At 67.3% G+C, this 23,645-nt stretch carries 22 protein-coding genes; 12 read left to right on the top strand and 10 right to left on the bottom strand.

The features are described from left to right. Window positions 1-4: 4 nt before the first annotated feature. The 4 genes from IAG39_RS14655 to IAG39_RS14640 form a co-directional block, all read right to left on the bottom strand. Window positions 5-844 (bottom strand): hypothetical protein, encoded by an 840-nt coding sequence (locus IAG39_RS14655; protein ID WP_059380397.1) that lies wholly within the window; start codon window positions 842-844, stop codon window positions 5-7. 60 nt (window positions 845-904) lie between these two features. Then, a complete protein-coding gene (locus tag IAG39_RS14650; RefSeq protein ID WP_059380398.1) occupies window positions 905-1,516 on the bottom strand; it encodes an LON peptidase substrate-binding domain-containing protein in 612 nt (203 codons plus the stop codon). A gap of 9 nt (window positions 1,517-1,525) precedes the next feature. Continuing rightward, the gene (locus IAG39_RS14645) at window positions 1,526-1,933 is read right to left on the bottom strand and encodes a carboxymuconolactone decarboxylase family protein (RefSeq protein ID WP_059380399.1); all 408 of its coding nucleotides are present in this window, start codon (window positions 1,931-1,933) and stop codon (window positions 1,526-1,528) included. Window positions 1,934-2,038: 105 nt separating this feature from the next. After that, window positions 2,039-2,383, bottom strand: a complete 345-nt coding sequence (locus IAG39_RS14640; protein WP_118934253.1) for a GFA family protein — start codon at window positions 2,381-2,383, stop codon at window positions 2,039-2,041. 89 nt (window positions 2,384-2,472) lie between these two features. Here IAG39_RS14640 and IAG39_RS14635 point away from each other — a divergent pair, with 89 nt between their 5' ends. Continuing rightward, a complete protein-coding gene (locus IAG39_RS14635) occupies window positions 2,473-2,901 on the top strand; it encodes a VOC family protein (RefSeq protein WP_059380401.1) in 429 nt (142 codons plus the stop codon). A gap of 54 nt (window positions 2,902-2,955) precedes the next feature. Beyond that, complete coding sequence (locus IAG39_RS14630; RefSeq protein WP_059380402.1) at window positions 2,956-4,395, top strand: MFS transporter; 1,440 nt, start codon at window positions 2,956-2,958, stop codon at window positions 4,393-4,395. Between the two features lie 51 nt (window positions 4,396-4,446). Here IAG39_RS14630 and IAG39_RS14625 read toward each other — a convergent pair whose 3' ends face one another. Next, window positions 4,447-5,637: a M20 aminoacylase family protein gene (locus tag IAG39_RS14625; protein ID WP_118934251.1), complete on the bottom strand. Its 1,191-nt coding sequence runs from the start codon at window positions 5,635-5,637 to the stop codon at window positions 4,447-4,449. A gap of 57 nt (window positions 5,638-5,694) precedes the next feature. Continuing rightward, window positions 5,695-6,753, bottom strand: a complete 1,059-nt coding sequence (locus tag IAG39_RS14620; protein ID WP_240633411.1) for a Bug family tripartite tricarboxylate transporter substrate binding protein — start codon at window positions 6,751-6,753, stop codon at window positions 5,695-5,697. Between the two features lie 141 nt (window positions 6,754-6,894). Between IAG39_RS14620 and IAG39_RS14615 the strand changes: the two genes are divergently transcribed. Beyond that, window positions 6,895-7,608 (top strand): GntR family transcriptional regulator, encoded by a 714-nt coding sequence (locus tag IAG39_RS14615; RefSeq protein ID WP_187774106.1) that lies wholly within the window; start codon window positions 6,895-6,897, stop codon window positions 7,606-7,608. Between the two features lie 19 nt (window positions 7,609-7,627). Here IAG39_RS14615 and IAG39_RS14610 read toward each other — a convergent pair whose 3' ends face one another. Next, the gene (locus IAG39_RS14610) at window positions 7,628-8,461 is read right to left on the bottom strand and encodes an IclR family transcriptional regulator (RefSeq protein WP_191295308.1); all 834 of its coding nucleotides are present in this window, start codon (window positions 8,459-8,461) and stop codon (window positions 7,628-7,630) included. A gap of 192 nt (window positions 8,462-8,653) precedes the next feature. Between IAG39_RS14610 and IAG39_RS14605 the strand changes: the two genes are divergently transcribed. Together IAG39_RS14605 and IAG39_RS14600 are read left to right on the top strand one after the other, a co-directional pair. Beyond that, window positions 8,654-10,291 (top strand): GMC family oxidoreductase, encoded by a 1,638-nt coding sequence (locus tag IAG39_RS14605; RefSeq protein WP_118933926.1) that lies wholly within the window; start codon window positions 8,654-8,656, stop codon window positions 10,289-10,291. An 86-nt stretch (window positions 10,292-10,377) separates the two neighbouring features. Then, window positions 10,378-11,718: an MFS transporter gene (locus tag IAG39_RS14600; protein ID WP_059380578.1), complete on the top strand. Its 1,341-nt coding sequence runs from the start codon at window positions 10,378-10,380 to the stop codon at window positions 11,716-11,718. A gap of 56 nt (window positions 11,719-11,774) precedes the next feature. Here IAG39_RS14600 and IAG39_RS14595 read toward each other — a convergent pair whose 3' ends face one another. The 3 genes from IAG39_RS14595 to IAG39_RS14585 form a co-directional block, all read right to left on the bottom strand. Then, window positions 11,775-12,785 carry an aldo/keto reductase gene (locus IAG39_RS14595; protein ID WP_118933927.1) on the bottom strand — a complete coding sequence of 337 codons (1,011 nt, stop codon included), beginning with the start codon at window positions 12,783-12,785 and terminating at the stop codon, window positions 11,775-11,777. Between the two features lie 693 nt (window positions 12,786-13,478). Further along, window positions 13,479-14,531 (bottom strand): serine hydrolase domain-containing protein, encoded by a 1,053-nt coding sequence (locus tag IAG39_RS14590; RefSeq protein WP_187524026.1) that lies wholly within the window; start codon window positions 14,529-14,531, stop codon window positions 13,479-13,481. Between the two features lie 24 nt (window positions 14,532-14,555). After that, the gene (locus tag IAG39_RS14585) at window positions 14,556-15,752 is read right to left on the bottom strand and encodes a pyridoxal-phosphate-dependent aminotransferase family protein (protein WP_118933929.1); all 1,197 of its coding nucleotides are present in this window, start codon (window positions 15,750-15,752) and stop codon (window positions 14,556-14,558) included. 222 nt (window positions 15,753-15,974) lie between these two features. Here IAG39_RS14585 and IAG39_RS14580 point away from each other — a divergent pair, with 222 nt between their 5' ends. From IAG39_RS14580 to IAG39_RS14550, 7 genes are all read left to right on the top strand, one after another. Next, complete coding sequence (locus IAG39_RS14580; protein ID WP_373429148.1) at window positions 15,975-16,709, top strand: GntR family transcriptional regulator; 735 nt, start codon at window positions 15,975-15,977, stop codon at window positions 16,707-16,709. 88 nt (window positions 16,710-16,797) lie between these two features. Next, window positions 16,798-18,369, top strand: a complete 1,572-nt coding sequence (locus IAG39_RS14575) for an ABC transporter substrate-binding protein (RefSeq protein ID WP_059380105.1) — start codon at window positions 16,798-16,800, stop codon at window positions 18,367-18,369. Between the two features lie 65 nt (window positions 18,370-18,434). After that, window positions 18,435-19,352, top strand: coding sequence for an ABC transporter permease (locus IAG39_RS14570; protein ID WP_054456461.1), 918 nt, complete (start codon window positions 18,435-18,437; stop codon window positions 19,350-19,352). A gap of 1 nt (window position 19,353) precedes the next feature. After that, window positions 19,354-20,265, top strand: a complete 912-nt coding sequence (locus IAG39_RS14565) for an ABC transporter permease (protein ID WP_118933930.1) — start codon at window positions 19,354-19,356, stop codon at window positions 20,263-20,265. Between the two features lie 2 nt (window positions 20,266-20,267). Further along, window positions 20,268-21,257, top strand: a complete 990-nt coding sequence (locus tag IAG39_RS14560) for an ABC transporter ATP-binding protein (RefSeq protein WP_118933931.1) — start codon at window positions 20,268-20,270, stop codon at window positions 21,255-21,257. Beyond that, a complete protein-coding gene (locus IAG39_RS14555; RefSeq protein ID WP_118933932.1) occupies window positions 21,254-22,225 on the top strand; it encodes an ABC transporter ATP-binding protein in 972 nt (323 codons plus the stop codon). The genes IAG39_RS14560 and IAG39_RS14555 overlap by 4 nt, the downstream gene beginning before the upstream one ends. Continuing rightward, window positions 22,222-23,616, top strand: coding sequence for a M20 family metallopeptidase (locus IAG39_RS14550; RefSeq protein ID WP_118933933.1), 1,395 nt, complete (start codon window positions 22,222-22,224; stop codon window positions 23,614-23,616). Before IAG39_RS14555 ends, IAG39_RS14550 begins: the two co-directional genes overlap by 4 nt. Window positions 23,617-23,645: the final 29 nt, after the last annotated feature.

The raw sequence follows: 23,645 nt of genomic DNA, 5'->3' as shown, positions 1-23,645 counted from the left end.
GCCTTCAATCATCCCCTCCCCCCGACGCATTCCTAGCCTCGGCCAGCGCCACCGTCAAATGCATCACCTTCTTCTTCAACTGATCCCTCTCATCCGTCAGCCGAGTCAGCAACTCCCGTAACCGCGCCACCTCAGCCGGCAAATCCGCAATATTCTCAATAGGAATATCCGGCACAGCCTCCCGCGGCGGCGGCGCCTTGGCCTGGCGGACTTCCCGGGCAGCCTGCTGCAATTCCTTCCTGCCGCCGGCCACAGCCGCAGCCTGCCGCTCCGGCGGCAACGTCGCCACCGCCGCCGCAGCGTTGATGGAGATAGCCCCATCCTTGACCGCCCGCACCAATTCCGGCGCCGCGGCCTTCTGTATCTTCTCGATCTGCCCCAAGGTATTGCTGCTGATCCGCGCAGCTCGTGCCAGGGCCTGCCGGCTCAGCGCCTGCGACACGACTGCGGCAGGCAATGGCGGCGGTTCGCCGGAGTCTTCATCCCAGGGGGGATCGTCGGGCGCGGGCGCCGAGGCGGTGCGCGCCTGCAGGATTTCCTTCTTGCGCAACGCCAGCACCCCGCGCTGGAAGTCCGACACGCTGCGCCGGCCCAGGTGGTTTTCGATCATCCAGAGGTGCACGTCCTCGATGGACTTGAACGAGGTGTTCTGGCGGGTCTCGAAGGGAATGCCGTGCTTCATGCAAAGGGCATGGCGATTGTGGCCGTCGACCAGCAGGTCGCCCCATAGCACCAGGGCGTCGCGACAGCCTTCGGCGAGCAGGCTGCGTTCCAGCGCTTCGCGCTCGTCGTCGGTCAAGGGGTCTATGTAGGCGCGCAGGCCCTCGTCTATCCTGATTTCCATGGTGTCCAAATACGGTTACGCCCAGGCCTTGTAAACAACTTGCGGCCCCTGGCATCTGTCCTAAGCCAGCCCCTGCCCCCGCAGCACGTCCTGAATCGCCGCCAGGCGCGCCACCGGATCGGTCATGGCGAGCAAGGCGGCTTTGTCGTCGGGCGGCAGCGGCAGCAGTTCGCACCAGCGGTCGGCGACCCAGCCGCTGTCATCCAGCCGGAACGGCGGGCCCAGGGGCATTCTTTCGGGGGACACGCCATCTTGCTGCCATTGGGCCACCAGGCGTCCCAGCGCGTCGGCGCTGGGCTGCATGGCGGCCGGCACGGGCGCGGGCGGGTCGTCGGGGATGGGCTCGGCCTGGCCCATCCAAAGGCCGTATTTTGCCACCTCGCTGGAAAGCAGCCGGAAGCGGCTGGTGCCGACGCAGCGCAGCTCCAGCAGGGCCGGCATGGGCGCGTCCCAGTCTGCGATGCGCGCCATGGTGCCGACGGGGGCCAGGGTCTCCACGCCTTCGGGGGTGCGGACCTCTTGGCCCGACAACAGGCCGACCACGCCGAATTCGCTGCCGTCCGCGATGCAGCGGCGGATCATGTCCAGGTAGCGCACCTCGAAGATGCGCAGGTGCAGCACGCCTGCGGGGAACAGCGCGTTGGATAGCGGAAACAGCGGGATCAGAGACATGGCGGCCTCCTATTTCACGATGAATGCCTCGTCGACGGGTACCTGCATGGCGGTGACCATGGCGTTGGTTTGCGCGGCCATGCCGATCACGCCCAGCAGTTCGGCATGCTGGCCGTCGGTCATGCCCTTGGCGCGGGCGGCGGCGGTGTGGGAATGGATGCAGTAGGAGCAGCCGTTGGCGGTGGACACGGCGATGTAGATCATTTCGCGCACCAGCGGCGAGAGTTCGCCGTCGGCCATCATGACCTGCTTGAGCTGGCCCCAGACCCGTTCCAGCTGCGGCGGATCGTTGGCCAGGGCGCGCCAGAAGTTGTTGACGAAGTCCGACTTGCGCGTGGCGCGGATGTCTTGGAACACGGCCCAGGCTTGCGGGTTTTGGCGGACTTCCTCGTCGGACAGCAGTTTTACGGTGCTCATGCGGCGCTTCCCTGAAACTAGTTCAAATCGATGAAAAGACATGTCACGCACTCGCCATATCGCGCGGCGCGGCCTTGCCCTATGATGTAGCGCGGTCCGCGGCGCTCAGACGCTGCGGCCGTCGTACGGGATGCGGGGCCAGGCGTTCAGATCCACGTTTTCCAGGCAGCGCACGTTCACCGCTGCTGTCTCTTCGCCCTTGGCGCCCACGCCGAAACCGAATGGCGCGCAGCCGCAATTGGCGCAGAAGTGGTGTGAAATCACGTGCTTGTTGAACCGGTAGGTCGACATGCCGCTGGCGGGCGTGGCAAGGCGCACGCTGGCGCGGGGCACGAACCACAGCAGATAGCCTTTGCGGCTGCAGTGCGAGCAATTGCATTCCAGTACCTGGGACGGTGCGCCATCGACTTCGAACGCGATCTGTCCGCAATGGCAGCTTCCTTTCAGCATGGCCGGGCTCCTTTGTACGTGGGGTCAGGCTTCCATCATAGAGCGGCGCCGCCCTCCTGGCACTGTCCGCCCGTCACCCTGGAGACATCATGCCCCAACTATCCGCCTACCTCAGCTTTGACGGCAATTGCGCCGAGGCCATGCACTTCTACGAGCGCGTGCTGGGCGGACGGATGGAGGCCATGATCCGCTATGCTGACGCCCCGCCCGACGCCGCCATGCCGGTCTTGTCGGACGAGGACGCGGGCCGTATCATGCACGCCCGCCTGGGCCTGGACGAGCAGACCCTGATGGGCAGCGACGCCACCGCCGGGCATCCCTATCCCGGCAAGCAGGGCGTGGCGCTGTCCCTGGCCTATCCCACGGTCTCGGACGCGCAACGCGTCTTCGACCTGCTGGCCGAAGGCGGCAGCATCACCATGCCCTTGCAGAAGACTTTCTGGGTAGAGGCTTATGGCGCGCTGATAGACCGCTATGGCACGCGCTGGATGGTCAGCGGCGGGCGTGTTTCGCACTAAGAACCTGGAACAAGGCGGCGCACCCGACTGCCGCCATTCACGGAGCAAGACTCGATGACGCACGGAATACATGGCAAGCAACGCTGGTGGGCGCTGATGGTGCTTTGCCTGGGCGTGTTGATGATCGTGCTGGACACCACCATCGTGAACGTCGCCCTGCCCTCCATCCGCGAAGACCTGCATTTCACCGAGACCTCGCTGGTCTGGGTGGTGAATGCCTACATGCTGACCTTCGGCGGCTTCCTGCTGCTGGGCGGCAGGCTGGGCGACTTGTTCGGCCACCGCCGCATGTTCCTGGCGGGCCTGGTGGTTTTCACGGTGGCGTCGCTGGCCTGCGGGCTGGCCCAGGGCCAGACCCTGCTGATCGCCGCGCGCGCCGCGCAGGGCCTGGGCGGCGCGGTGGTGTCGGCGGTGTCGCTGTCGCTCATCATGAACCTGTTCACCGAAACCGGCGAACGGGCGCGCGCCATGGGCGTGTATGGCTTTGTCTGCGCGGGCGGCGGCAGCATCGGCGTGCTGTTGGGCGGGCTGCTGACCAGCGCGCTGTCCTGGCACTGGATCTTCCTGGTCAACCTGCCCATCGGCGTGGTGGTCTATGCGCTGTGCCTGCGGCTGATTCCGGCCGCGCCGCCTGCCGCCGCGGGCGCCCGGCTGGACGTGGCCGGCGCGCTGAGCGTCACCGCCTCGCTGATGCTGGCGGTGTATGCGGTGGTCAATGGCAACGAGGCCGGCTGGACGTCGACGCAATCGCTGACCCTGCTGGGCGCGGCGGCCGCGCTGATGGTGCTGTTCCTGACCATCGAGGCGCGCGTCGAATCGCCGCTGATGCCGCTGGGGCTGTTCCGCCTGCGCAATGTGGCCACGGCCAACATCGTTGGCGTGCTATGGGCCGCGGCGATGTTTGCGTGGTTTTTCGTGTCGGCGCTGTACATGCAGCTGGTGCTGGGCTACAGCCCCATGGAAGTCGGCTTGGCCTTCTTGCCGGCCAACCTCATCATGGCGGCGTTCTCGCTGGGACTGTCGGCCAAGCTGGTGATGCGCTTTGGCATCCGCGGGCCGCTGGCCATAGGCCTGTTCATTGCCGCACTGGGGCTGGCGTTGTTCGCGCGCGCGCCGGCGGACGGCAGCTTTGCTGTCGACGTTCTGCCCGCCATGCTGTTGCTGGGCCTGGGCGCGGGCGTGGCCTTCAATCCGATGCTGCTGGCCGCGATGAGCGATGTGGAACCCAGCCAGTCCGGCCTGGCCTCGGGCGTAGTGAACACGGCTTTCATGATGGGCGGCGCCCTGGGGCTGGCGGTGCTGGCCAGCCTGGCCGCAGCGCGCAGCGCCGGATTGGCGGCGGCTGGCGCGGCGCCGACCCTGGCGCTGAATGGCGGCTATCAGCTGACCTTCCTGGCGGGCGCCCTGATCGCGGGGCTGGCCGCTGCGCTCAGCGCGCTGCTGGTGCGCACACGCAACCACGAACTATCGGTCCAGGCCGATTCCGGCCACTAAAGCTGATGGCCGCATGGCCCCGGCGCGACCGCCGCCGGGGCTGTAGCGCCGCTACTTGCGCGGCATCCAGTTCTCAGCCAGCTTCACGAAGGCGCTCGCGCCGATCGGCAGCAGCGCGTCGTTGAAGTCGTAGCTGGTGTTGTGGACCAGGCACGGGCCTTCGCCATGGCCGGGTTCGCGGTGGTCGCCTTCGCCGTTGCCGATGAAGCAATAGCTTCCCGGCACCTCTTCCAGCATGAAAGAGAAGTCCTCGGCCGCCATGATGGGCGCCTGCACCAGCACGCGCTCCTGCCCCACCACCTGGGTCAGCGCGTTGCGCATGAAGGCGGTCTCGGCCTCGTGGTTGATGGTCGAGGGATAGTGCCGCGTGAAGACGAATTCGCATTGCGCGCCGAACATGCCGGCCACGTGCTCGGCGATCTCGCCCATGCGGCGCTCGATCAGGTCCAGGGTTTCGCGGGTGTAGGCGCGCACGGTGCCGCGCAGCTCGCAGGTGTCGGGGATGACGTTGACCACGCCGCCCGCCTGCACCGTGGTCACGGAGATGACTGCCGTCTCCAGCGGTTTCTTGTTGCGGCTGATGATGGTCTGGAAGGCCTCGATCATCTGCGCCGCTGCAGGGATGGGATCGATGGACAGGTGCGGCATGGCCGCGTGGCCGCCCTTGCCGCGCACGGTCACGTGGAATTCGCTATTGGACGCCAGCACCGGCCCCGCGGACGAGGCGAAGCAGCCCACCGGTATGCCGGGCATGTTGTGCATGCCGAACACCGCTTCCATGGGGAATTTCTCGAACAAGCCGTCGCGCATCATCTCGCGCGCGCCGCCGCCGCGCTCTTCGGCGGGCTGGAAGATCAGGTAGACGGTGCCGTCGAAGTTGCGATGGTGCGCCAGGTGCTGGGCCGCGCCCAGCAGCATGGCGGTATGGCCATCGTGGCCGCAGGCGTGCATCACGCCAGGATGCTTGCTGGCGTGGCTGAACTGGTTGACCTCGTGCATGGGCAGCGCGTCCATGTCGGCGCGCAGTCCCAGCGTGCGCCCGGAGTCGCCGTTGCGGATCACGCCCACCAGGCCGGTCTTGCCGAAGCCGCGATGCACCGGGATGCCCCAGCTTTCCAGCAGCTGCGCCACCAGGTCGGAGGTGCGGTTCTCTTCGAACGCCAGTTCCGGATGCGCATGGATGTCCCTGCGGATGTCGCGGATGGACGGGGAGTTTTCAACAATCTCTTCGATCAGGTTCATAAGCTGCTGCGGGCCCCGCAAGCGGAGCCCCGAATACCAGGGTTGGAAGTAGGAGGTTCAATCGGGCTTGATGCCCAGCTTGCGCAGCACGGGACCGGAAGTGTCCCGCTCGGCCGCGACGCGCTGGGCGAAGGCCGCCGCCGCCAGATGGTACGGCAAGGAGCCGTGGCTGGCGTACATCTGCTTGAGCGCGCCGTCCTGCTGCGCGCGGCCGATTTCTTCGTTGAGCCGCTGCACGATGGCGTCCGGCGTGCCGGCGCGCGCGGCCACGCCCAGCCACACCGCGCCTTCGAAGCCGCGGAAGTTGCTGGCGGCCAGCGTGGGAGTCTTGCCGAAGGCGGCGTCGGGCACGGTCTCGCTCATCGCCAGCGCGCGCAAGCGGCCGTCCTTGACCATGGGCTCGACCAGCGCGGTGCCGGCGAAATAGATTTCGGTATCGCCCGCCAGCACCGAATTCAGCGCGGCGGTGCCGGTCTTGAACGGGACGTGCAGGATGTCGACGCCGGCCTGTTCACGCAGCATCTCGAACAGCACGTGGGGCGGGCTGCCGTTGCCCGAGGACGCGTAGTTCAGGCGGCCGGGCTTCTGGCGCGCCAGCGCCAGCAGCTGGTCCAGGGACTGGGCTTGCAGCTTGTCGTTGACCGTCAGCGCCATGGGAATGACCGCCAGCGGACTGACGGGCTGCAGGTCGCGCGCCGGATCGTAGGTCAGGGCCGGGAAGATGTAGGGATTCCACACCAGGTGGGCATTGGTGACCAAGGCCAGCGTGTGGCCGTCGGCCGGCGCGGATTTGAGCTGCTGCATTGCCAGCATGCCGCCAGCGCCCGGCTTGTTTTCGACCACGACGGGCTGGCCCAGGGAGCGGTGCAGGCGTTCGGCCAAGGGCCGCGCGAACAGGTCCGGCAGGCTGCCTGGGCCGCCATTGACCAGCAGCGTCACCGGCCGCGCCGGCCAGGTTTCCGCGCTGGCCGCAGGACTCGCGGCCAGTGCGGCCACCGCCGCCACGCAAGCCGCAATATGGCGCAGAACCGGACGCAACAAGGGCCGTCGGGCAGACATTTCGGGCAGGTTGCCGGTGCGCGGGCCGGTACGCCGGACGTCGTGTAGCCGTATCACTGTGCTTGTCTCCTGGGTGCGCCAGCCGCCGGCTCGGTGCCGGTCGTGGTCTCGACGCTTTTTTTCTACGATAAGCAGCATAAATCTCGGCGTCAATAATTTTTATCGAGATTTTTTGAACGCAGTGATAAAGTAGCTCCCATGTCAGACGGCGCCACCCTCCCCCCGCTCGCCCATTCCGCCTCGGCCAACACCCTGGTCGGCGCGGCCTATGTCAACCTGCGCCGCGACATCATCCAGGGCGTGCATCCGCCGGGTTCCCGCCTGCGGGTCGAACATCTGAAGGACGATTACGGCGTGGGCGCAGGCACGCTGCGCGAAGCGTTGGCGCTGCTGGTGTCGGACGCGCTGGTCATCGCGCAAGGACAGCGCGGCTTCCACGTCACGCCGATCTCGCTGGAAGACTTCCGCGACATCACCGAGAACCGCGTGCTGCTTGAAACCCAGGCCCTGCGCCAGTCCATCGCGCTGGGCGACGACGACTGGGAAAGCGCGGTGCTGGCCGCCTTCCACCGGCTGAGCAAGGCCGAACAGCGCCTGGCCGCCGACCCCGACACCCGCTTTGAAGAATGGGAGCAGCGCAACCGCGAGTTCCACCGCGAACTGATCCGCGCCTGTCCCTCGCGCTGGCTGCATCATTTCCTGGGCATCCTGTACCAGCAGGCCGAGCGCTATCGGCGCCTGACGGTCACGCGCAAGCCCATCGCGCGCGACCTGGACGACGAGCACAAGGGCATCCTGGACGCCACGCTGGCGCGCGATGCCGACCGCGCCTGTGACCTGCTGGCCGCCCACATCCGCCTGACCTACGACGCCGTGGCGCGCCTGCCGCCGGACTTGTTCACGCCTGATTGAAAACCCGCAGGCCGGGCCGTTATGCCGGGCCGGCGCGGTGCTGCGCCAGCACCTCATGCATGGCCCGCGCGGCGCGTTCCAGCACCGGCACCGCGCGCAGCAGGTCGTCCAGCATCACGCGCGCCGTCGGCGCATGGCAGGCCACCGCCGCCACCACGCGGTCGTCCGCGTCGCGCACCGGCACCGCCACGGCGCTCATGCCGCGCACGAATTCCTCGTTATCGATGCCGATGCCGCGCGCGGCCAATCTTTCGAGTTCTTCTTCCAGCCTGGCCGGGTCCGTCAGCGTGCGCGGCGTGTTGCGTGTCAACGGCAGGCGCGCCAGCACCCGCCCGCGCTCCAAGCGGTTCATGGACGCCAGGAACAGCTTGCCGCTGGCGGTGCAATGCATGGGTACGTGGCTGCCCACCGCGAAGAACAGGCGCAGCGGCTCGGCCGTTTCCACGCGTTCCATGTAGACCACGCGGTCGCCGTCGGGCGCGGTCAGGTTGCAGGTTTCGCCCAGGGTGCCGACCAGTTGGGCGAGCACCGCGCGGCAGGCGCGCGTGAAGGCGGAGGCGCGCAAGGTGGCCAGCGCCAGGGTGGCTGCCTGCGGCCCCGGCACGAAGCCGTTCTCGGTGGGCGTGGCGGCCACGAAGCCGGCGCGCTGCATGGCCGCCAGCAGGCGCATCAAGGTGGTCTTGGGCATGTCCAGCCGCTGCGCCAGTTGCGCCAGCGTGGGCGGATGCTGGGCGCGCGCCAGGTGGTCCAACACCACCAGCGCCCGCAGCGAACGCGCGGCCTCTTGATGGCTGGCGGCGTCGTCGGCCTGCTGCGCCGATGTTGCACTGCGATTTTGAAACTGAATCTGCATATTCTGTTCCACTATTCCGCCCCTGCGCCTGTTGTGCTTTGCTCTGCGCGCGCGCTTCCTAGAATCGCCTCAAATGCCGCAGCGCCCAGGCGCCGGCATCGATCCAGTATATAAGTGCGCCCCACAACGACAAGCAGGGTTAACGCGCCATAGGCTTGGCGCGGCGCCCTGCTGCAGGGAGAGCTTGCGGACATGTCCGATACCGTGGATTACATCGTGGTTGGCGCCGGCTCGGCCGGATGCGTGATGGCCAACCGGCTGAGCGCCAGCGGCGCGCACAGCGTCTGCCTGCTGGAAGCCGGCCCCAAGGACAGCAACCCGTGGATACACATCCCCATCGGCTACGGCAAGACGATGTTCCACAAGGTCTTGAACTGGGGCTATTACACCGACCCCGACCCCGGCATGCTGGACCGGCGCATCTACTGGCCGCGCGGCCGCACGCTGGGCGGCTCCAGCTCCATTAACGGCCTGATCTACATCCGCGGCCAGCGGCAGGACTACGACGCCTGGGCCGCCGCCGGCAATCCGGGCTGGAGCTGGGACGAATGCCTGCCCTATTTCCGCAAGCTGGAGAACAATGATCTCGGTCCCGGCCCCACGCGCGGCACCGAAGGCATGCTCAACGCCACCTCGATCAAGACGGCGCATCCGCTGGTGGAAGCGTTGATCGGCGCCGCGCAAAAGCTGGGCTTGCCGCATGTGCAGGACTTCAATACCGGCGACCAGGAAGGCGTGGGCTACTACCAGCTCACCACGCGCAACGGCCGCCGCTGCTCCACCGCCGTGGCCTACCTGCGCCCGGCGCAGGACCGCAGCAATCTGCGCGTGGAAACCGACGCGCACGCCATGGCCGTGCTGTTCGAGGGCCGCCGCGCCTGCGGCGTGCGCTACCGGCGCGACGGCCAGGTGCACACCGTGCGCGCCCGCCGCGAAGTGGTGCTGTGCGCGGGCGCCCTGCAATCGCCGCAGCTGCTGCAACTGTCCGGCGTCGGCCCCGCGGCCCTGCTGCGCCAGTTCGGCATCGGCGTGGTGCGCGACCTGCCGGGCGTGGGCGAGAACCTGCAGGACCATTTGCAGATCCGGCTGATCTACGAGACCACCCGCCCCATCACCACCAACGACCAGTTGCGCAGCCTGACGGGCCGCGCCCGCATGGGCCTGGAATGGCTGCTGTTCCGCGGCGGGCCGCTGGCGGTGGGCATCAACCAGGGCGGCGTGTTCTGCCGCGTGGATCCTGCCAGCCGCACGCCCGACACGCAGTTCCATTTCGCCACGCTGTCGGCCGACATGGCGGGCGGCAAGGTGCATCCGTTCTCGGGCTGCACCTATTCGGTGTGCGAGCTGCGGCCCACGTCGCGCGGCCGGGTCCAACTGCGCAGCGCGGACCCGTTCGAAGCGCCGTCCATGCAACCCAATTACCTGTCCACCGAACTGGACCGCAAGATGGCGGTCGCCGCGGTGAAATATGCGCGCAGGCTCGCCGCCACCGAACCGCTGGCCGGCCTGATGAAACGCGAGTTCCGCCCCGGGCCGGACGTGCGCACGGACGACGAGATCCTGCACTTCTGCCGCGAATACGGCGCCACGATCTTCCACCCGTCCGGCACCGCCAAGATGGGGCCGTCCAGCGACCCGATGGCCGTAGTGGACGAGCGCCTGCGCGTGCACGGCGTGGCCGGGCTGCGGGTGGTGGACTGCTCCATCATGCCGACGCTGGTGTCGGGCAACACCAACGTGCCGGTGGTAATGCTGGCCGAACGCGCGGCCGAATTCATGTTGCAGGACCTCAGGCAAGCGCAGCCGCAGGCGCTGCGCGTCGCCGCCTGAATTGGAGATGACGGACCCCGGATAGCAGAACCCCAAGGCGCAGGACAACGCAGATTGCCCGACCGCCCCACCAAAGGAGACTAGACATGGCCAAGCAAAACGAAGCCGCGGTGCGCAAAGTCGTCGCCGCGTCGCTGATCGGAGCCACCATCGAGTGGTACGACTTTTTCCTGTATGGCGTCGTCGCGGGCATCGTGTTCAACAAGCTGTACTTCCCCACGGGCGACCCGGTGGTTTCGACCATGCTGGCCTACACCACCTTTGCCGTCGGTTTCGTCACGCGGCCGCTGGGCGGCCTGATCTTCGGCCACTTCGGCGATCGCATCGGCAGGAAGAGCATGCTGGTGATGACGCTGATGATCATGGGCATCGCCACCTTCCTGATCGGGCTGGTGCCGACCTACGACAGCATCGGCATCTGGGCGCCGATCCTGCTGCTTTTGCTGCGCGTGTTCCAGGGCATAGGGCTGGGTGGCGAATGGGGCGGCGCGGTGCTGATGGCCTACGAATACGCGCCGCCGGGCAAGAAAGGCTTTTATGCCTCGCTGCCGCAGATCGGGCTGGCCATCGGGCTGTGCCTGGCCTCGGGCACGGTGGCGCTGCTGTCCACGCTGCTGACGGATGCGCAGTTCATGGCCTGGGGCTGGCGCATCGCCTTCCTGGCGTCGGCCGCCATGGTGCTGGTGGGCATGTACATCCGCCTGAACATCAAGGAGACGCCCGAGTTCGCGGCGGTCAAGGCCAACAACGCCGAGAGCCGCATTCCGTTCTTCGACATGCTCAAGCGCTATCCGGGCAATGTCTTCAAGGGCATGGGCGCGCGCTATATCGACGGCGTGTTCTTCAACGTGTTCGGCGTGTTCTCGATCTCGTACCTGACGCAGACGGTGCAGATCAGCCGGACCGAAGCGCTGATCGGGGTGATGGCCGCGGCCCTGGTGATGTGCTTCTTCATCCCTTTCTTCGGCCGGCTGTCCGACCGCATCGGCCGCACCCGGGTCTATTTCTGGGGATCGCTCATCACTGCGGCGGCGTCCTTCCCCGGATTCTGGCTGATGCTCAACAGCCAGGGCAGCGTGATGCTGATCTGGCTGGCGATCATTATCCCGTTCGGCATCCTTTACGCCGCGGTGTACGGGCCGGAGGCGGCGCTGTTCTGCGAGCTGTTTGACGCCAAGGTGCGCTACACGGGGATTTCCTTCGTCTATCAGTTCTCGGGGATCTTCGCCTCGGGCATCACGCCCATCATCGCAACGGCGCTGCTGAAGACGGGCGGCGGCCAGCCTTGGCTGATCTGCCTGTACGTGCTGTTCGCGGGGGTGGTATCGGCGATCTGCGCCATGCTGATCGGGCGTGGCGTGCAGCCGGCTGAATTGGAAGCGGCCGCGCCGCCTGCCATGCCGCGCGGGGGATTGGGCAAGGCTTGAACGTGAAAGCGCCGGCCATGCGGGCCGGCGCTTCTTACCCTGGGACTATGCCCGTATCAGGCCGCCGCTACCGGGCGGCCGTAGAACGGGTAGTTTGGGTCGTTGTAGCCGTGGCTCGAAGCATGGCCCGGCGTCACCCAGTCATTGACGACGGCCTCGTCCTCGGCCGTTGTCTTCACGTCCAGGGCCGCGTAGTAGTCCTCCATCTGCGCCAGGGTACGCGGGCCGGCGATGACCGCGGTGATGACGGGATTGGCCAGCACCCAGGCGGTGGCGAAATGGCCCGCCTGCGTGCCGCGCGCGGCGGCGTGCGCGACCAGCTTCTGCGCGATTTCCAGGGACTCTTCGCGGAACTCGGTCGCCAGGATGCGGCGGTCGCCACGTCCGGCGCGGGTATCGGCCGCGGGCGCCTGGCCCGGCAGATACTTGCCGGTAAGCACGCCGCGCGCGATCGGGCTGTAGGGCACGACGCCCAGGCCGTAGTGCTTGCAGGCGGGCAGGATCTCGACTTCGGGGCCGCGGTTGAGCATGTTGTAGTAAGGCTGGCACACCACGGGTTGCGGCACGCCCATTTTTTCGCACAGGCGCATGACCTCGGCGATACGCCAGCCGCGGAAGTTGGACAGGCCGAAGCTGCGCAGCTTGCCGGCGCGGATCAGGTCGCCCAGCGCCCACAGCGCTTCTTCGAGGTTTTCCTCGTGGTAGTCGCGGTGCAGGTAGAGGATGTCCATGAAGTCGGTGCCCAGGCGCGTGAGGCTTTCCTCGACGCCGCGCATGAGCCACTGGCGCGAATAGTGGGCCTGGTTCGGGCCTACACCGACGGCGTTGCCGATCTTGCTGGCGAGCACCCAGTCGTGGCGCTGGCCTTTCAGCAGCTTGCCGACCACTTCTTCGGAGCGGCCGCCGTTGTAGACGTCGGCGGTGTCGATGAAGTTCAAACCATGGTCACGCGCGGACGCGACAATGCGGGCGGCTTCGTCGTCGGGGGTCTGCTCGCCGAACATCATGGTACCCAGGCAGAGCGGAGAGACGCGGAGATTGCTGCGGCCGAGGCGGCGGTAGTTCATGGTTGGCTTCCTCTCATTCACGGAAATGGATTAGGCGGGAGCATGCAACGTTAAGCCCGCGCCAGTCAAATTCGCATCCAGGGCATTCTTGGGTGGATTGTTGACGTTTGGTTTTGTAAGGCTGGGGTTCTTGAGCCGCCGGCGTCCGGACTGCGGGATTCCGATGCTCGCCCCGGTGGGGCTGCGCTTCGGATCCCTCCGCCCGGCCACCGGCTCACGGCATCTGCCCATGAACGGGGGCTGAGACCAATGCATTCGGCGACTGTCAGCCGAGGCTGCCCGGAGCCATCCGAAGTGCAGCCCACTGGGGCGAGCATCGGAATGGCGCAGGGTGGCCTCGGCGGCTAAAGAACCCTGGCATCCGCAAGCTCGAAGCCCTGCCGTTTCGGTTTTGCGAGGCTGGGTTCTTGAGCCGCCGGCGCCCGGACTGCGGGATTCCGATGCTCGCCCCGGTGGGGCTGCGCTTCGGATCCCTCCGCCCGGCCACCGGCTCAGGGCATCCGCCCATGAACGGGGAACAACCATCGCATCAGGCGAGAGTCAGCCGAGGCTGCCCGGAGCCATCCGAAGCGCAGCCCCACTGGGGCGAGCATCGGAATGGCGCAGGGTGGCCTCGGCGGCTAAAGAACCCTGACATCCGCAAGCTCGAAGCCCCCCGATATCCTCAACATCAAAAGCCAAGCCAACAACGATCTAAACCCCAGCGTCCACAGCCTCCAGGATCTTGCCGAACAGCGCGTCGGCGTAGGCCGAGTTCAGCCAGCGCACAATCACCACCATCTGCCGTTCCGGCTCCACCCAGGTAAACGAGCTACCCGCTCCCACGCCAAAGAAGCTGGAAGCCGGCACGCTGGGGAACACGCGGCCTTCATGGTTCAGCCAGATCAGATAGCCGTAATACGGCGCGATCGCGCATGGCGTGCGCATATCCCGGATCCATTCGCTGGACAGGATGCGGCGACCATTGGCCATGCCGTCGTTCAGCAGCATCTGGCCGATCAGCGCCTGATCGCGGGCGCTGATGGACATGCCGCCGCCCCAGTGCGAACCGCCAGGCACTGACGGCATGCGCTGGCCGTCGATCTCGACCCAGGCGTTGTCGTAGCCGACCCACTGCCAGTTCTCGCTGGCGCCGATGGGCCGCGTGACGGCCTCGCGGAAGACCTCGGGCAAGGGTTTGCGGAACAGGTGCAGCAGCGCATACGACAGCTGGTTGATGCGCACGTCGTTGTATTCCCAGTACGTGCCGGGACGCTGCAGAGGCCGAGCCTCGCCTTTCTTGCCATCGGGCGGCACGCCGAAGGTGACAGCCCGGTAGCGGTCGGCCTGGTCCGATACGCCGAAGCGTTCGCCCTCCCATTCGCTGGTCTGCTGCAGCAGATGACGCCAGGTGATGTCGGCGTTCTGCCCTTCATCGAAGCCGATGCCCGGCACCCGCTTGCCCACCGGTTCATCCACGTCCGGCAGCAGGCCCCGGTCATGGGCCACGCCGGCCAGGATCGCCAGGTACAGCTTGGCCACGCTGAAGGTCAGGTCGGCGCGTTCGGGCTCGCCCCAGGACGCGATGGTCTCGCCGCGCACCGTGACCACGCCCGACACGGGACCGCGGTCGTGGATCGGGCCCAGCAGGCGGTTCCAAGGCGGCGGATCGTTCAGGTGTACGCCGAAGTTGCCCTTGACGCTGCGGTCCCAGGCGGATTCGTGGTCGTTGGCGAACTGGATCGCCTGCTGCATGAGTGTGTTCATCGTTTCCCTCGTTATGTGTGTGTCTCAGGCCGGGACGTTTGCACGCGCCCCGGCCAGGAATTCCATTGCCGCCTGCACGCCGCCGGCGCGATGCGGTACGCCTGCCGCGGCCAGGCCCATTTCCACGCCGGCCAGCGTGCCGCACAGCGTCAGGTCGTTGAAGTGGCCCAGGTGGCCGATGCGGAACACGCGGTCGGCGAGCTTGCCCAGGCCCTGTCCCAGCGACATGTCGAAGCGTTCCAGCACCAGCTTGCGGAAGGCGTCGGCCCCATGGCCTTGCGGCATGATCACGGCGGTCAGCGCCGGGCTGTGCGCGGCCGGATCCAGGCTCAGCAGCTCCAGCCCCCAACCGGCCAGGGCCAGGCGCGTGGCCTGGGCGTGGCGCTGGTGGCGCGCGAAGACTTGCGGCAAGCCTTCTTCGCGCAGCATGGCCAGGGCTTCATGCAGGCCGTAAAGCAGATTGGTCGACGGCGTGTACGGAAAGTAGCCGCGGGCGTTGGCGGTGAGCATCTCGCGCCAGTCCCAATAAGAGCGCGGCAGCCGCGCCTCGTCGGCCGCGGCCAGGGCGCGCGCGCTGACGGCGTTGAAGGCCAGGCCTGGCGGCAGCATCAGCCCTTTCTGCGAGCCGGCCACGGTCACGTCCACGCCCCATTCGTCGTGGCGGTAGTCGATGGAGCCCAGCGACGAAATCGTGTCCACCATCAGCAGCGCCGGATGCGCGGCGCCGTCGATCGCGGCGCGCACGGCCGCAATGTCGCTGGTCACGCCGGTGGAGGTTTCGTTGTGCACCACGCACACGGCCTTGATCTTGCGCCCCTGGTCGCCGGCCAGGCGGGCGGCGATGGCGGCCGCGTCCACCGGGTGGCGCCAGTCGCCTTCCAGGAAGTCCACCTCCAGGCCCAGCCGCCCTGCCAGCTTGCGCCACAGGCTGGCGAAATGGCCGGTCTCGACCATCAGCACGCGGTCGCCGGGCGACAAGGTGTTGACCAGCGCGGCTTCCCAGGCGCCGGTGCCGGACGACGGAAAGATCACCACCGGCGACTGCGTCTGGAACACCTGCTTGACTCCTTCCAGCACCGCCAGGCCCAACGCCCCAAACTCGGGTCCGCGATGGTCGATGGTGGGCTGGTCGATGGCGCGCAGCACGCGGTCGGGCACGTTGGTCGGCCCCGGAATCTGCAGGAAATGCCGGCCGGACGGATGACTGTTCAGGGTAAGCATGCGTAGTCCCAAAGTGGAATATTTTTGTATACCAATGAAAAGCGCAGGGCAGACAAGCAGGGCTTGCCCAACGCGCGGACTTGCGGCATGCGTCACTCTATCCCATTGTTTTTGCGTTAATAACCTAGGGTATACACCCATCAGGCGATACCGAAAGACGGGTTTATAGTCTCGCAAAACACGGGGAATTTTTGTATACCAATGAGCAGCGTTTCCAGCCTGATGCCTGATTCCGGCGCCGCCAGCGTGGCCGCCGAAACCGCCCCGCCGTCCGCGGCCCGCGGCATGGGCAACGGCCGCACGCTGCCGGCCACGGTGGCCGGGCAACTGCGCGAACGCATCATCCAGGGCGAATTTCCGCCCGGCACGCGGCTGAACGAACGCACCCTGTGCGACCTGCTGGGCGTGTCCCGCACGCCCTTGCGCGAAGCCTTCCGCGTGCTGGCCGCCGAAGGCCTGGTACAGATCGAGCCGAACCGCGGCGCGCAAGTGGTGGCGCTGTCGGAGGCCAACATCCGCGAAGCCTTCGAGGTCATCGGCGGGCTGGAGGCCATGTCCTGCCGGCTGGCCTGCGAACGGGCCACGGCCACCGAGATCGCCGAGATCCGCGCGCTGACCTACGAAATGATGGCCAGCCACGCGCGCCACGACCTGCCCACCTATTTCCGCACCAATCGCGAGATCCACGAACGCATCAGCCTGGCCGCGCACAACAGCCTGCTCAAGCAGCTGTACGACGCGCAGAACGCGCGCATCCAGAACCTGCGTTTCGTCTCGAACGAAAACCGCCAGAAATGGGATCTGGCGATGCGCGAGCACATCGAGATGGCCGAGGCCCTGGACGCGCGCGACGCGGACCGGCTGGCCGGCATCATGCGCCAGCACTTGCAGCGCAAGTGCGAGGCCGCGTTGAAGACCCTTACCCAGCCGCCCGCGGCGGCGGCCGATTCCGGCTGACCCGCCGCAGGCAGCGCAGCGGGCCGCGCCGCCCGCGACAAGATGGCAGATAAGCAGTACGTGCAGTGACTTCCACAGGAGCCTCACCATGACTGATTTCCGCGTCACCCCCGCAGCATCCGCGCCGACCTGGCGCAGCCCTCTCCCCCTCAAGGCCCTGGCTGCCGCCCTGCTGGCCTGCGCCACGCTGGCGGCCCAGCCGGCGCTGGCCGGCAAGAAGGACGACACCTTGCGCATGGCCTACGACCAGGCGCCAGAAAGCGTGGACCCCTACTACAACAACGTGCGGATCGGCGTCATCATCGCCGCCAACGTCTGGGACACCCTGCTCTACCGCGACCCGGTCACCAACGAGTACAAGGGGCAGCTCGCCAAGAGCTGGAAGCAGGTCGACGACAAGACCATGGAATTCGAACTGCGCGAAGGCGTCAAATTCCATAACGGCGAGGAGTTCGATGCGGACTCGGTGGTTTACACGCTGAACTATGTGGCGGATCCGAAGAACAAGGCCGTGACGCAGCAGAACGTGGCCTGGATCGACAAGGTCGAGAAGATCGACAAATACAAGGTGCGCCTGATCACCAAGGAACCCTTCCCCGGCGCCAAGGAATACCTGTCCACCACCGCCGCCATCCATCCGGCCAAGTACTACCAGGAAGTCGGCCCCAAGGGCATGAACGCCAAGCCGGTGGGCTCCGGTCCCTACAAGGTGGTGGATTACCAGCCGGGCAAGTCCATCACGCTGGAACGCAATGCCGATTACTTCAAGGATTCGCCCAAGGCCCAGCCCAAGATCGGCAAGGTGGTGATCCGCTTCATCCCCGACCGCCAGACGCAAATGGCCGAGGTCATCTCGGGCGGCGAGGACCTGATCATGAGCGTACCCAAGGACCAGGCCGAACAGCTGGGCGGCATGCCCTCGCTGCAGATGGTCACCGGCAACACCATGCGCATCGTGTTCATGCAGATGAACATCCAGGAAGGCACGCCGGCCCCGCAGCTCAAGGACGAACGCGTACGCCGCGCCATCATCCACGCCATCGACCGCGAATCCATGTTGAAGAACATCGTGGGCGAAGGCGGCGGCCTCATCAACACCATCTGCACGCCTTCGCAGACGGGCTGCACGCAGGAAGGCGCGCCGGTCTACAAGTACGATCCGGCCCAGGCCAAGAAGCTGCTGGCGGAAGCCGGCTACCCCAATGGCTTCGACATCGACCTGGTGGCCTACCGCGAGCGCAACCAGACCGAAGCCATCATCAACTACCTGCAGGCGGTCGGCATCCGCGCCAAGCTCAACTTCCTGCAGTACGCCGCCATGCGCGACATGATCCGCGCCAACAAGGCCTCGCTCACGCACCAGACCTGGGGCTCCAACCTGGTCAACGACGTGTCCGCGTCCACGCCGGTGTACTTCGCCTTCGGCAACGACGACGTCACCCGCGACGCGCAGGTGCGCGACCTGCTCACCAAGGGCGACCGCACCATCGACAGCGCCGCGCGCAACGCCGCCTACAAGCAGGCGCTGGACCTGATCGCGCAGAAGGCCTACGCGGTGCCGCTGTGGACCCTGCCCGCCTACTACGTGGCCACCAAGGACGTGAACTTCAAGCCCTATTCGGATGAACTGGTGCGCTTCTGGGACATGAGCTGGAAGTAAGGCACGGCCCCGCGCCGGCCCGGCATCGCGCCGGGCCGGCGTGAGTCCAACGAAGAGGAAGCCCTATGCTGTATTTCACGATCAGGCGCCTGGGCCTGGCGGTGCTGGTGGCGCTGACGGTTTCGATCCTGGCGTTCCTGCTGCTGCACCTGTCCGGCGACCCGGCGCTGGCCCTGGCCGGCGAAGGCGCGCGCCAGGCCGACATCGACATGATCCGCAAGACCTACGGCCTGGACCGGCCGCTGGCGGTGCAGTACGCGGACTGGCTCTGGCATATCCTGCAGGGCGACTTCGGCACCTCGGTGTATTTCAAGACCGAGGCCGGGCCGCTGATCCTCTCCAAGCTCAAGACCACCCTGCTGCTGGGCCTGGGCGCGCTGGCCTTCGCGCTCCTGATCTCGATTCCGCTGGGCGTGCTGGCGGCGCTGTACAAGGGCAGCCTGATCGACCGCATCTGCCTGGCCATCGCCGTGCTGGGACAGGCGCTGCCCAACTTCTTCTTCGCGCTGATCCTGATCATGCTGTTCTCGATCTCGCTGCGCATCCTGCCGGTGTCGGGCAGCGGCAGCTGGCAGCATTTCGTGATGCCGGCGATCGCGCTGGGGTACTACGTGGCCCCCGCCTTCATGCGCCTGATCCGCGCCGGCATGATCGAAGTCCTGGCCGCCGACTACATCCGCACCGCCCGCGCCAAGGGTCTGCCGGCGCGCAAGATCGTCTTCAAGCATGCGCTGCGCAACGCCATCGTGCCGGTGGTGGCGCTGGCCGCGGTGCAGCTGGGCTACCTGCTGGGCGGCTCGGTCGTCATCGAGACCATTTTCGCGCTGGACGGGCTGGGCTACCTGGCCTACCAGAGCATCACCTACAAGGACTATCCCGTGATGCAGCTCATCGTGCTGCTGCTGTCGGTGCTGTACGTGCTGCTGACCCTGGCCGCCGATATCGCCAACGCGTGGCTGGACCCGCGCATCCGGGTGTCCTGACATGAACACGCCTACCCTTACCCCGTCCGCTCCCGGCGCCCCGGCGCCGCTGGAACTGTCCGCGTCCGCCCTGCGCTGGCGGCGGCTGCGGCGCAACAAGGCGCTGCTGGCCGGCGGCGGCATCCTGCTCGTCATCGTATTGATCGCGTTGTTCGCGCCCTGGATCTCGCCGCACGATCCCTATTATCAGGACCTGGCCTACCGCACCGCGCCGCCGGTCTGGTACGCCAAGGGCACCTGGCTGCATCCTCTGGGCACCGACCAGCTGGGCCGCGACTATATGTCGCGCCTGTTCTACGGCGCCCGCATCTCGCTCTTGATCGGCATCAGCGTGGCGCTGATCTCGGGCCTGATCGGCACGGCCATGGGCATGGCGGCCGGCTACTTCGGCGGCAAGGTCGACATGGCGGTGTCGTTCCTGATCACCACCCGTTTGTCCATGCCCGTGATCCTGGTGGCGCTGGCCACCGTCGCCATCGTCGGCGGCTCGCTCTGGGTGGTGATCCTGGTCCTGGGGCTGCTCAAGTGGGACCGCTACGCGGTGGTGATGCGCAGCGCCACCCAGCAGGTGCGCTCGCTGGAATACGTGGCCGCGGCGCAGGCGGCGGGCGCGTCCACCTGGCGCATCGTCTGGGGCGAAGTGTTGCCCAACGTGGTGCCGCAGCTGATCGTGATCGCCACGCTGGAAGCCGCCAGCGCCATCCTGCTGGAAGCCTCCCTGTCCTTCCTGGGCCTGGGCGTGCAGCCGCCGCTGCCGTCGTGGGGCCTGATGATCTCGGAGGCCAAGGCCTATATGTTCTTCTCGTTCTGGCTGATCGCCATCCCCGGGTCGGCGCTGGCCTTGCTGATCTTCGCGATCAACCTGGCCGGCGACGGGCTGCATCAACTCCTGACGCCTGAAGAGAGGGCCTGAGCATGAGCGACACCGACATCGTGCTGGATGTGCAGGGCCTGACCGTCGACATCGCCACGCCGCGCGGCCCGCTGCATGCGGTGCGCGACGTGTCCTTCCAGGTCCGGCGCGGCGAAACGCTGTGCCTGGTGGGGGAATCCGGCTGCGGCAAGTCCATGACCTCGCTGGCCATCATGGGGCTCTTGCCCAAGGCTGCCCGCCGCAGCACGCGCCGGCTGGCGGTGCTGGGCGAAGACCTCTCGGCCGCGCGCGGCGGCCGCATCAACGCCTTGCGCGGCAGCAAGATGGCGATGATCTTCCAGGAACCCATGACGGCGCTGAATCCCGCCTACGCCATCGGCGAGCAGCTGACCGAGCATTACATCCACCACTGCAAGGCCGGCGCGCGCCAGGCGCGCGACCGCGCGGTGGAACTGCTGGAGAAGGTCGGCATCGCCTCGGCGGCGCAGCGCCTGTCGCAGTATCCGCACCAGTTGTCGGGCGGCCTGCGCCAACGCGTGATGATCGCCATGGCGCTGATGTGCGGACCGGAACTGCTGATCGCCGACGAGCCCAGCACCGCGCTGGACGTCACCATCCAGGCGCAGATCCTGCGCCTGCTGGCCGACCTGCAGGCCGAGCTGGGCATCGCCATGGTGCTGATCACCCACGACCTGGGCGTGGTGGCGCGCATCGCGCGCCAGGTGGCGGTGATGTACGCGGGCCAGATCGTGGAAGAAGGACCGGTGGCGGAACTGTTCGCCTCGCCGCGTCATCCCTACACCCAGGGGCTCCTCGGCTGTATCCCCGTACCCGGTCGCACGCCGCCCGGCGAGGCGCTGGGCACCATACCCGGCGTCGTGCCCGCGCTGGTGGGCGAGCTGCAAGGCTGCGCCTTCCGCGACCGCTGCCCGCACGCCCAGCCGCAATGCCGCCATGAGGTGCCCGTGCATGGCGCCGTCTCGGGCCAGCAATGGCGCTGCATCCTCGAATCCGAAGGAGTCCCGGCATGAGCCCCTTGCTGCAAGCCGAGGCCGTCAGCAGGCAATTCTCGATCCGGTCGGGCATGTTCCGGCCGCGCAGCACGCTGCACGCCGTCAATGGCGTGGACCTGGCGGTGGAGCGCGGCGCGGTGCTGGGCATCGTGGGCGAATCCGGCTGCGGCAAATCCACGCTGGCGCGCATGCTGCTGGGGCTGACGCCGCCCACCGAAGGCGCGATCCGGCTCGACGGCCAGGACATCCGCAGCCTGGGCCGGCGCGCGCTCGCCCGCCGCGTCCAGCCTATCTTCCAGGATCCGTATTCTTCGCTCAATCCGCGCCGCTCCATCGCTTCCATCGTGTCGCTGCCGCTGGAAGTGCACGGCATCGCCAATCCGAGGCAACACAAGGCCATCGAAATGCTGGAGCGCGTGGGCCTGCCGCCGCGGCTGGCCCACAACACGCCGGGCCAGTTGTCCGGCGGGCAGCGCCAGCGCGTGGCGATTGCGCGGGCGCTGGTGATGCATCCCGAGATCGTCATCTGCGACGAGCCGACCTCGGCGCTGGACGTGTCGGTGCAGGCGCAGATCATGAACCTGCTGATGGACCTGCGGCGCGAGTTCAATCTGACCTATGTCTTCATCAGCCACAACCTGGCGGTGGTGGAGCACATCGCCACCCAGGTGGCGGTGATGTACCTGGGCCGGGTGGTGGAATCCGCCGCCACCGCGCAGCTGTTCCATGATCCGCGCCATCCCTACACGCAGGCGCTGCTGGCCTCGGTGCTGACGCCCGAACCCGGTCTGGGCATACCCGACATGGGCCTGGGCCTGTCGTTCCCGGACCCGCTGCGTCCGCCCCCGGGCTGCCCGTTCCATCCGCGCTGCCAGCAAGCCATGGCGCAATGCAAGACCGAGCGCCCGGCATTGGTCCGGCGCGAACAATCCGTGGTGGCCTGCCACCTCTATCCCCCTACCTCCAACGGAGCCCAGCCATCATGACCCGCGCACAAGCCATCGCCCAGGCGGAACAGTGTTTTGATTCCGGCGCCTTCCGCGCGCTCTTGGCTCGCCGCCTGGCCCAGCCCACCGAGAGCCAGAACCCCGCGCGCGCGCCCGAACTCGCCGCCTACCTGGAAGCCGAGATCCGGCCCGCCTTCGAGGCCCTGGGCTTCACCTGCCGCACGCTGACGCACCCCAAGGCGCTGGCGCCGTTCCTGTATGCCGAGCGCATCGAGGATCCCGCCCTGCCCACCGTATTGGGCTACGGCCATGGGGACGTCATCCGCGGCCTGGAAAAGGAATGGAAGGAAGGCCTGTCGCCCTGGGCGCTGACCGAGTCCGAGGGCCGCTGGTATGGCCGCGGCATCGCCGACAACAAGGGCCAGCACAGCATCAACATGGAGGCGCTGCGCCTGGTGCTGGAAACGCGCGGCAAGCTGGGCTTCAACGCCAAGTACCTGATCGAGATGGGTGAGGAAACCGGCTCCATGGGCCTGCGCGACCTGTGCGAGGAGCATCGCGCAATGCTGGCGGCGGACCTGCTCATCGCCTCCGACGGCCCGCGGCTGAGCGCCGAACGCCCAACCATCTTCCTCGGCGCGCGCGGCAGCCTGAACTTCGACCTGAGCATCGAGGCGCGCGCGGGCGGACATCATTCGGGCAACTGGGGCGGCCTGATCTCCAACCCGGGCATCCAGCTGGCCCATGCCATCTCCTCCCTGGTTTCGCCCTCCGGCCAGATCCGCATCCCGGAATGGGTGCCGCGTGAACTGCCCGACGCCGTGCGGCGCGCCCTGGCCGATTGCCAGGTGGACGGCGGCGCCGACGGCCCGGAGATCGAGCCCTGGTGGGGCGAGCCGGGCCTGTCGCCGGCCGAACGCGTGTTCGGCTGGTGCTCGTTCGAGGTGCTGGCGTACAAGACCGGCAATCCCGACACGCCCGTCAACGCCATTCCGCCGCGCGCCTGGGCGCGCTGCCAATTGCGCTTCGTGGTGGGCGTGGATCCGGACGACCTGGTCCCCGCCCTGCGCCGCCACCTGGATCGCCAGGGCTTTCCCATGGTCCAGATCACGCTGACGCGCGAGAACATGTTCCGCGCCACCCGCATCGACCCCGACGACGCCTGGGTGCGCTGGGCGGTGGATTCGCTGGAGCGCACCTCCGGCGCCAAGACCGCCGTGCTGCCCAACCTGGGCGGTTCCCTGCCCAACGACATCTTCACCGACGTGCTGGGCCTGCGCACGATCTGGGTGCCGCACTCCTATCCAGGCTGTTCCCAGCACGCGCCGAATGAACACTTGCCGCCGGCTTTGCTGCGGCAGGCGTTGAGCCTGATGACGGGACTGTATTGGGACTTGGGCGCGGGCGGCACGCCGGCATTGGAGCGCTGAGACGCGAGGCCACGGCCCGTTCGCATTCA

This window comes from Achromobacter xylosoxidans, assembly GCF_014490035.1.
GTDB lineage: Bacteria > Pseudomonadota > Gammaproteobacteria > Burkholderiales > Burkholderiaceae_B > Achromobacter > Achromobacter bronchisepticus_A.
The sequence above is the reverse complement of the archived record's forward strand: the minus strand, read 5'-3'. Positions and strand labels throughout refer to the sequence as shown.

Coding starts and splice junctions, on each gene's coding strand:
- IAG39_RS14655 (WP_059380397.1), bottom strand. CDS start 844: ATGGAAATCAGGATAGACGAGGGCCTGCGCGCCTACATAGACCCCTTG.
- IAG39_RS14650 (WP_059380398.1), bottom strand. CDS start 1,516: ATGTCTCTGATCCCGCTGTTTCCGCTATCCAACGCGCTGTTCCCCGCA.
- IAG39_RS14645 (WP_059380399.1), bottom strand. CDS start 1,933: ATGAGCACCGTAAAACTGCTGTCCGACGAGGAAGTCCGCCAAAACCCG.
- IAG39_RS14640 (WP_118934253.1), bottom strand. CDS start 2,383: ATGCTGAAAGGAAGCTGCCATTGCGGACAGATCGCGTTCGAAGTCGAT.
- IAG39_RS14635 (WP_059380401.1), top strand. CDS start 2,473: ATGCCCCAACTATCCGCCTACCTCAGCTTTGACGGCAATTGCGCCGAG.
- IAG39_RS14630 (WP_059380402.1), top strand. CDS start 2,956: ATGACGCACGGAATACATGGCAAGCAACGCTGGTGGGCGCTGATGGTG.
- IAG39_RS14625 (WP_118934251.1), bottom strand. CDS start 5,637: ATGAACCTGATCGAAGAGATTGTTGAAAACTCCCCGTCCATCCGCGAC.
- IAG39_RS14615 (WP_187774106.1), top strand. CDS start 6,895: ATGTCAGACGGCGCCACCCTCCCCCCGCTCGCCCATTCCGCCTCGGCC.
- IAG39_RS14610 (WP_191295308.1), bottom strand. CDS start 8,461: ATGCAGATTCAGTTTCAAAATCGCAGTGCAACATCGGCGCAGCAGGCC.
- IAG39_RS14605 (WP_118933926.1), top strand. CDS start 8,654: ATGTCCGATACCGTGGATTACATCGTGGTTGGCGCCGGCTCGGCCGGA.
- IAG39_RS14600 (WP_059380578.1), top strand. CDS start 10,378: ATGGCCAAGCAAAACGAAGCCGCGGTGCGCAAAGTCGTCGCCGCGTCG.
- IAG39_RS14595 (WP_118933927.1), bottom strand. CDS start 12,785: ATGAACTACCGCCGCCTCGGCCGCAGCAATCTCCGCGTCTCTCCGCTC.
- IAG39_RS14590 (WP_187524026.1), bottom strand. CDS start 14,531: ATGAACACACTCATGCAGCAGGCGATCCAGTTCGCCAACGACCACGAA.
- IAG39_RS14585 (WP_118933929.1), bottom strand. CDS start 15,752: ATGCTTACCCTGAACAGTCATCCGTCCGGCCGGCATTTCCTGCAGATT.
- IAG39_RS14580 (WP_373429148.1), top strand. CDS start 15,975: ATGCCTGATTCCGGCGCCGCCAGCGTGGCCGCCGAAACCGCCCCGCCG.
- IAG39_RS14575 (WP_059380105.1), top strand. CDS start 16,798: ATGACTGATTTCCGCGTCACCCCCGCAGCATCCGCGCCGACCTGGCGC.
- IAG39_RS14570 (WP_054456461.1), top strand. CDS start 18,435: ATGCTGTATTTCACGATCAGGCGCCTGGGCCTGGCGGTGCTGGTGGCG.
- IAG39_RS14565 (WP_118933930.1), top strand. CDS start 19,354: ATGAACACGCCTACCCTTACCCCGTCCGCTCCCGGCGCCCCGGCGCCG.
- IAG39_RS14560 (WP_118933931.1), top strand. CDS start 20,268: ATGAGCGACACCGACATCGTGCTGGATGTGCAGGGCCTGACCGTCGAC.
- IAG39_RS14555 (WP_118933932.1), top strand. CDS start 21,254: ATGAGCCCCTTGCTGCAAGCCGAGGCCGTCAGCAGGCAATTCTCGATC.
- IAG39_RS14550 (WP_118933933.1), top strand. CDS start 22,222: ATGACCCGCGCACAAGCCATCGCCCAGGCGGAACAGTGTTTTGATTCC.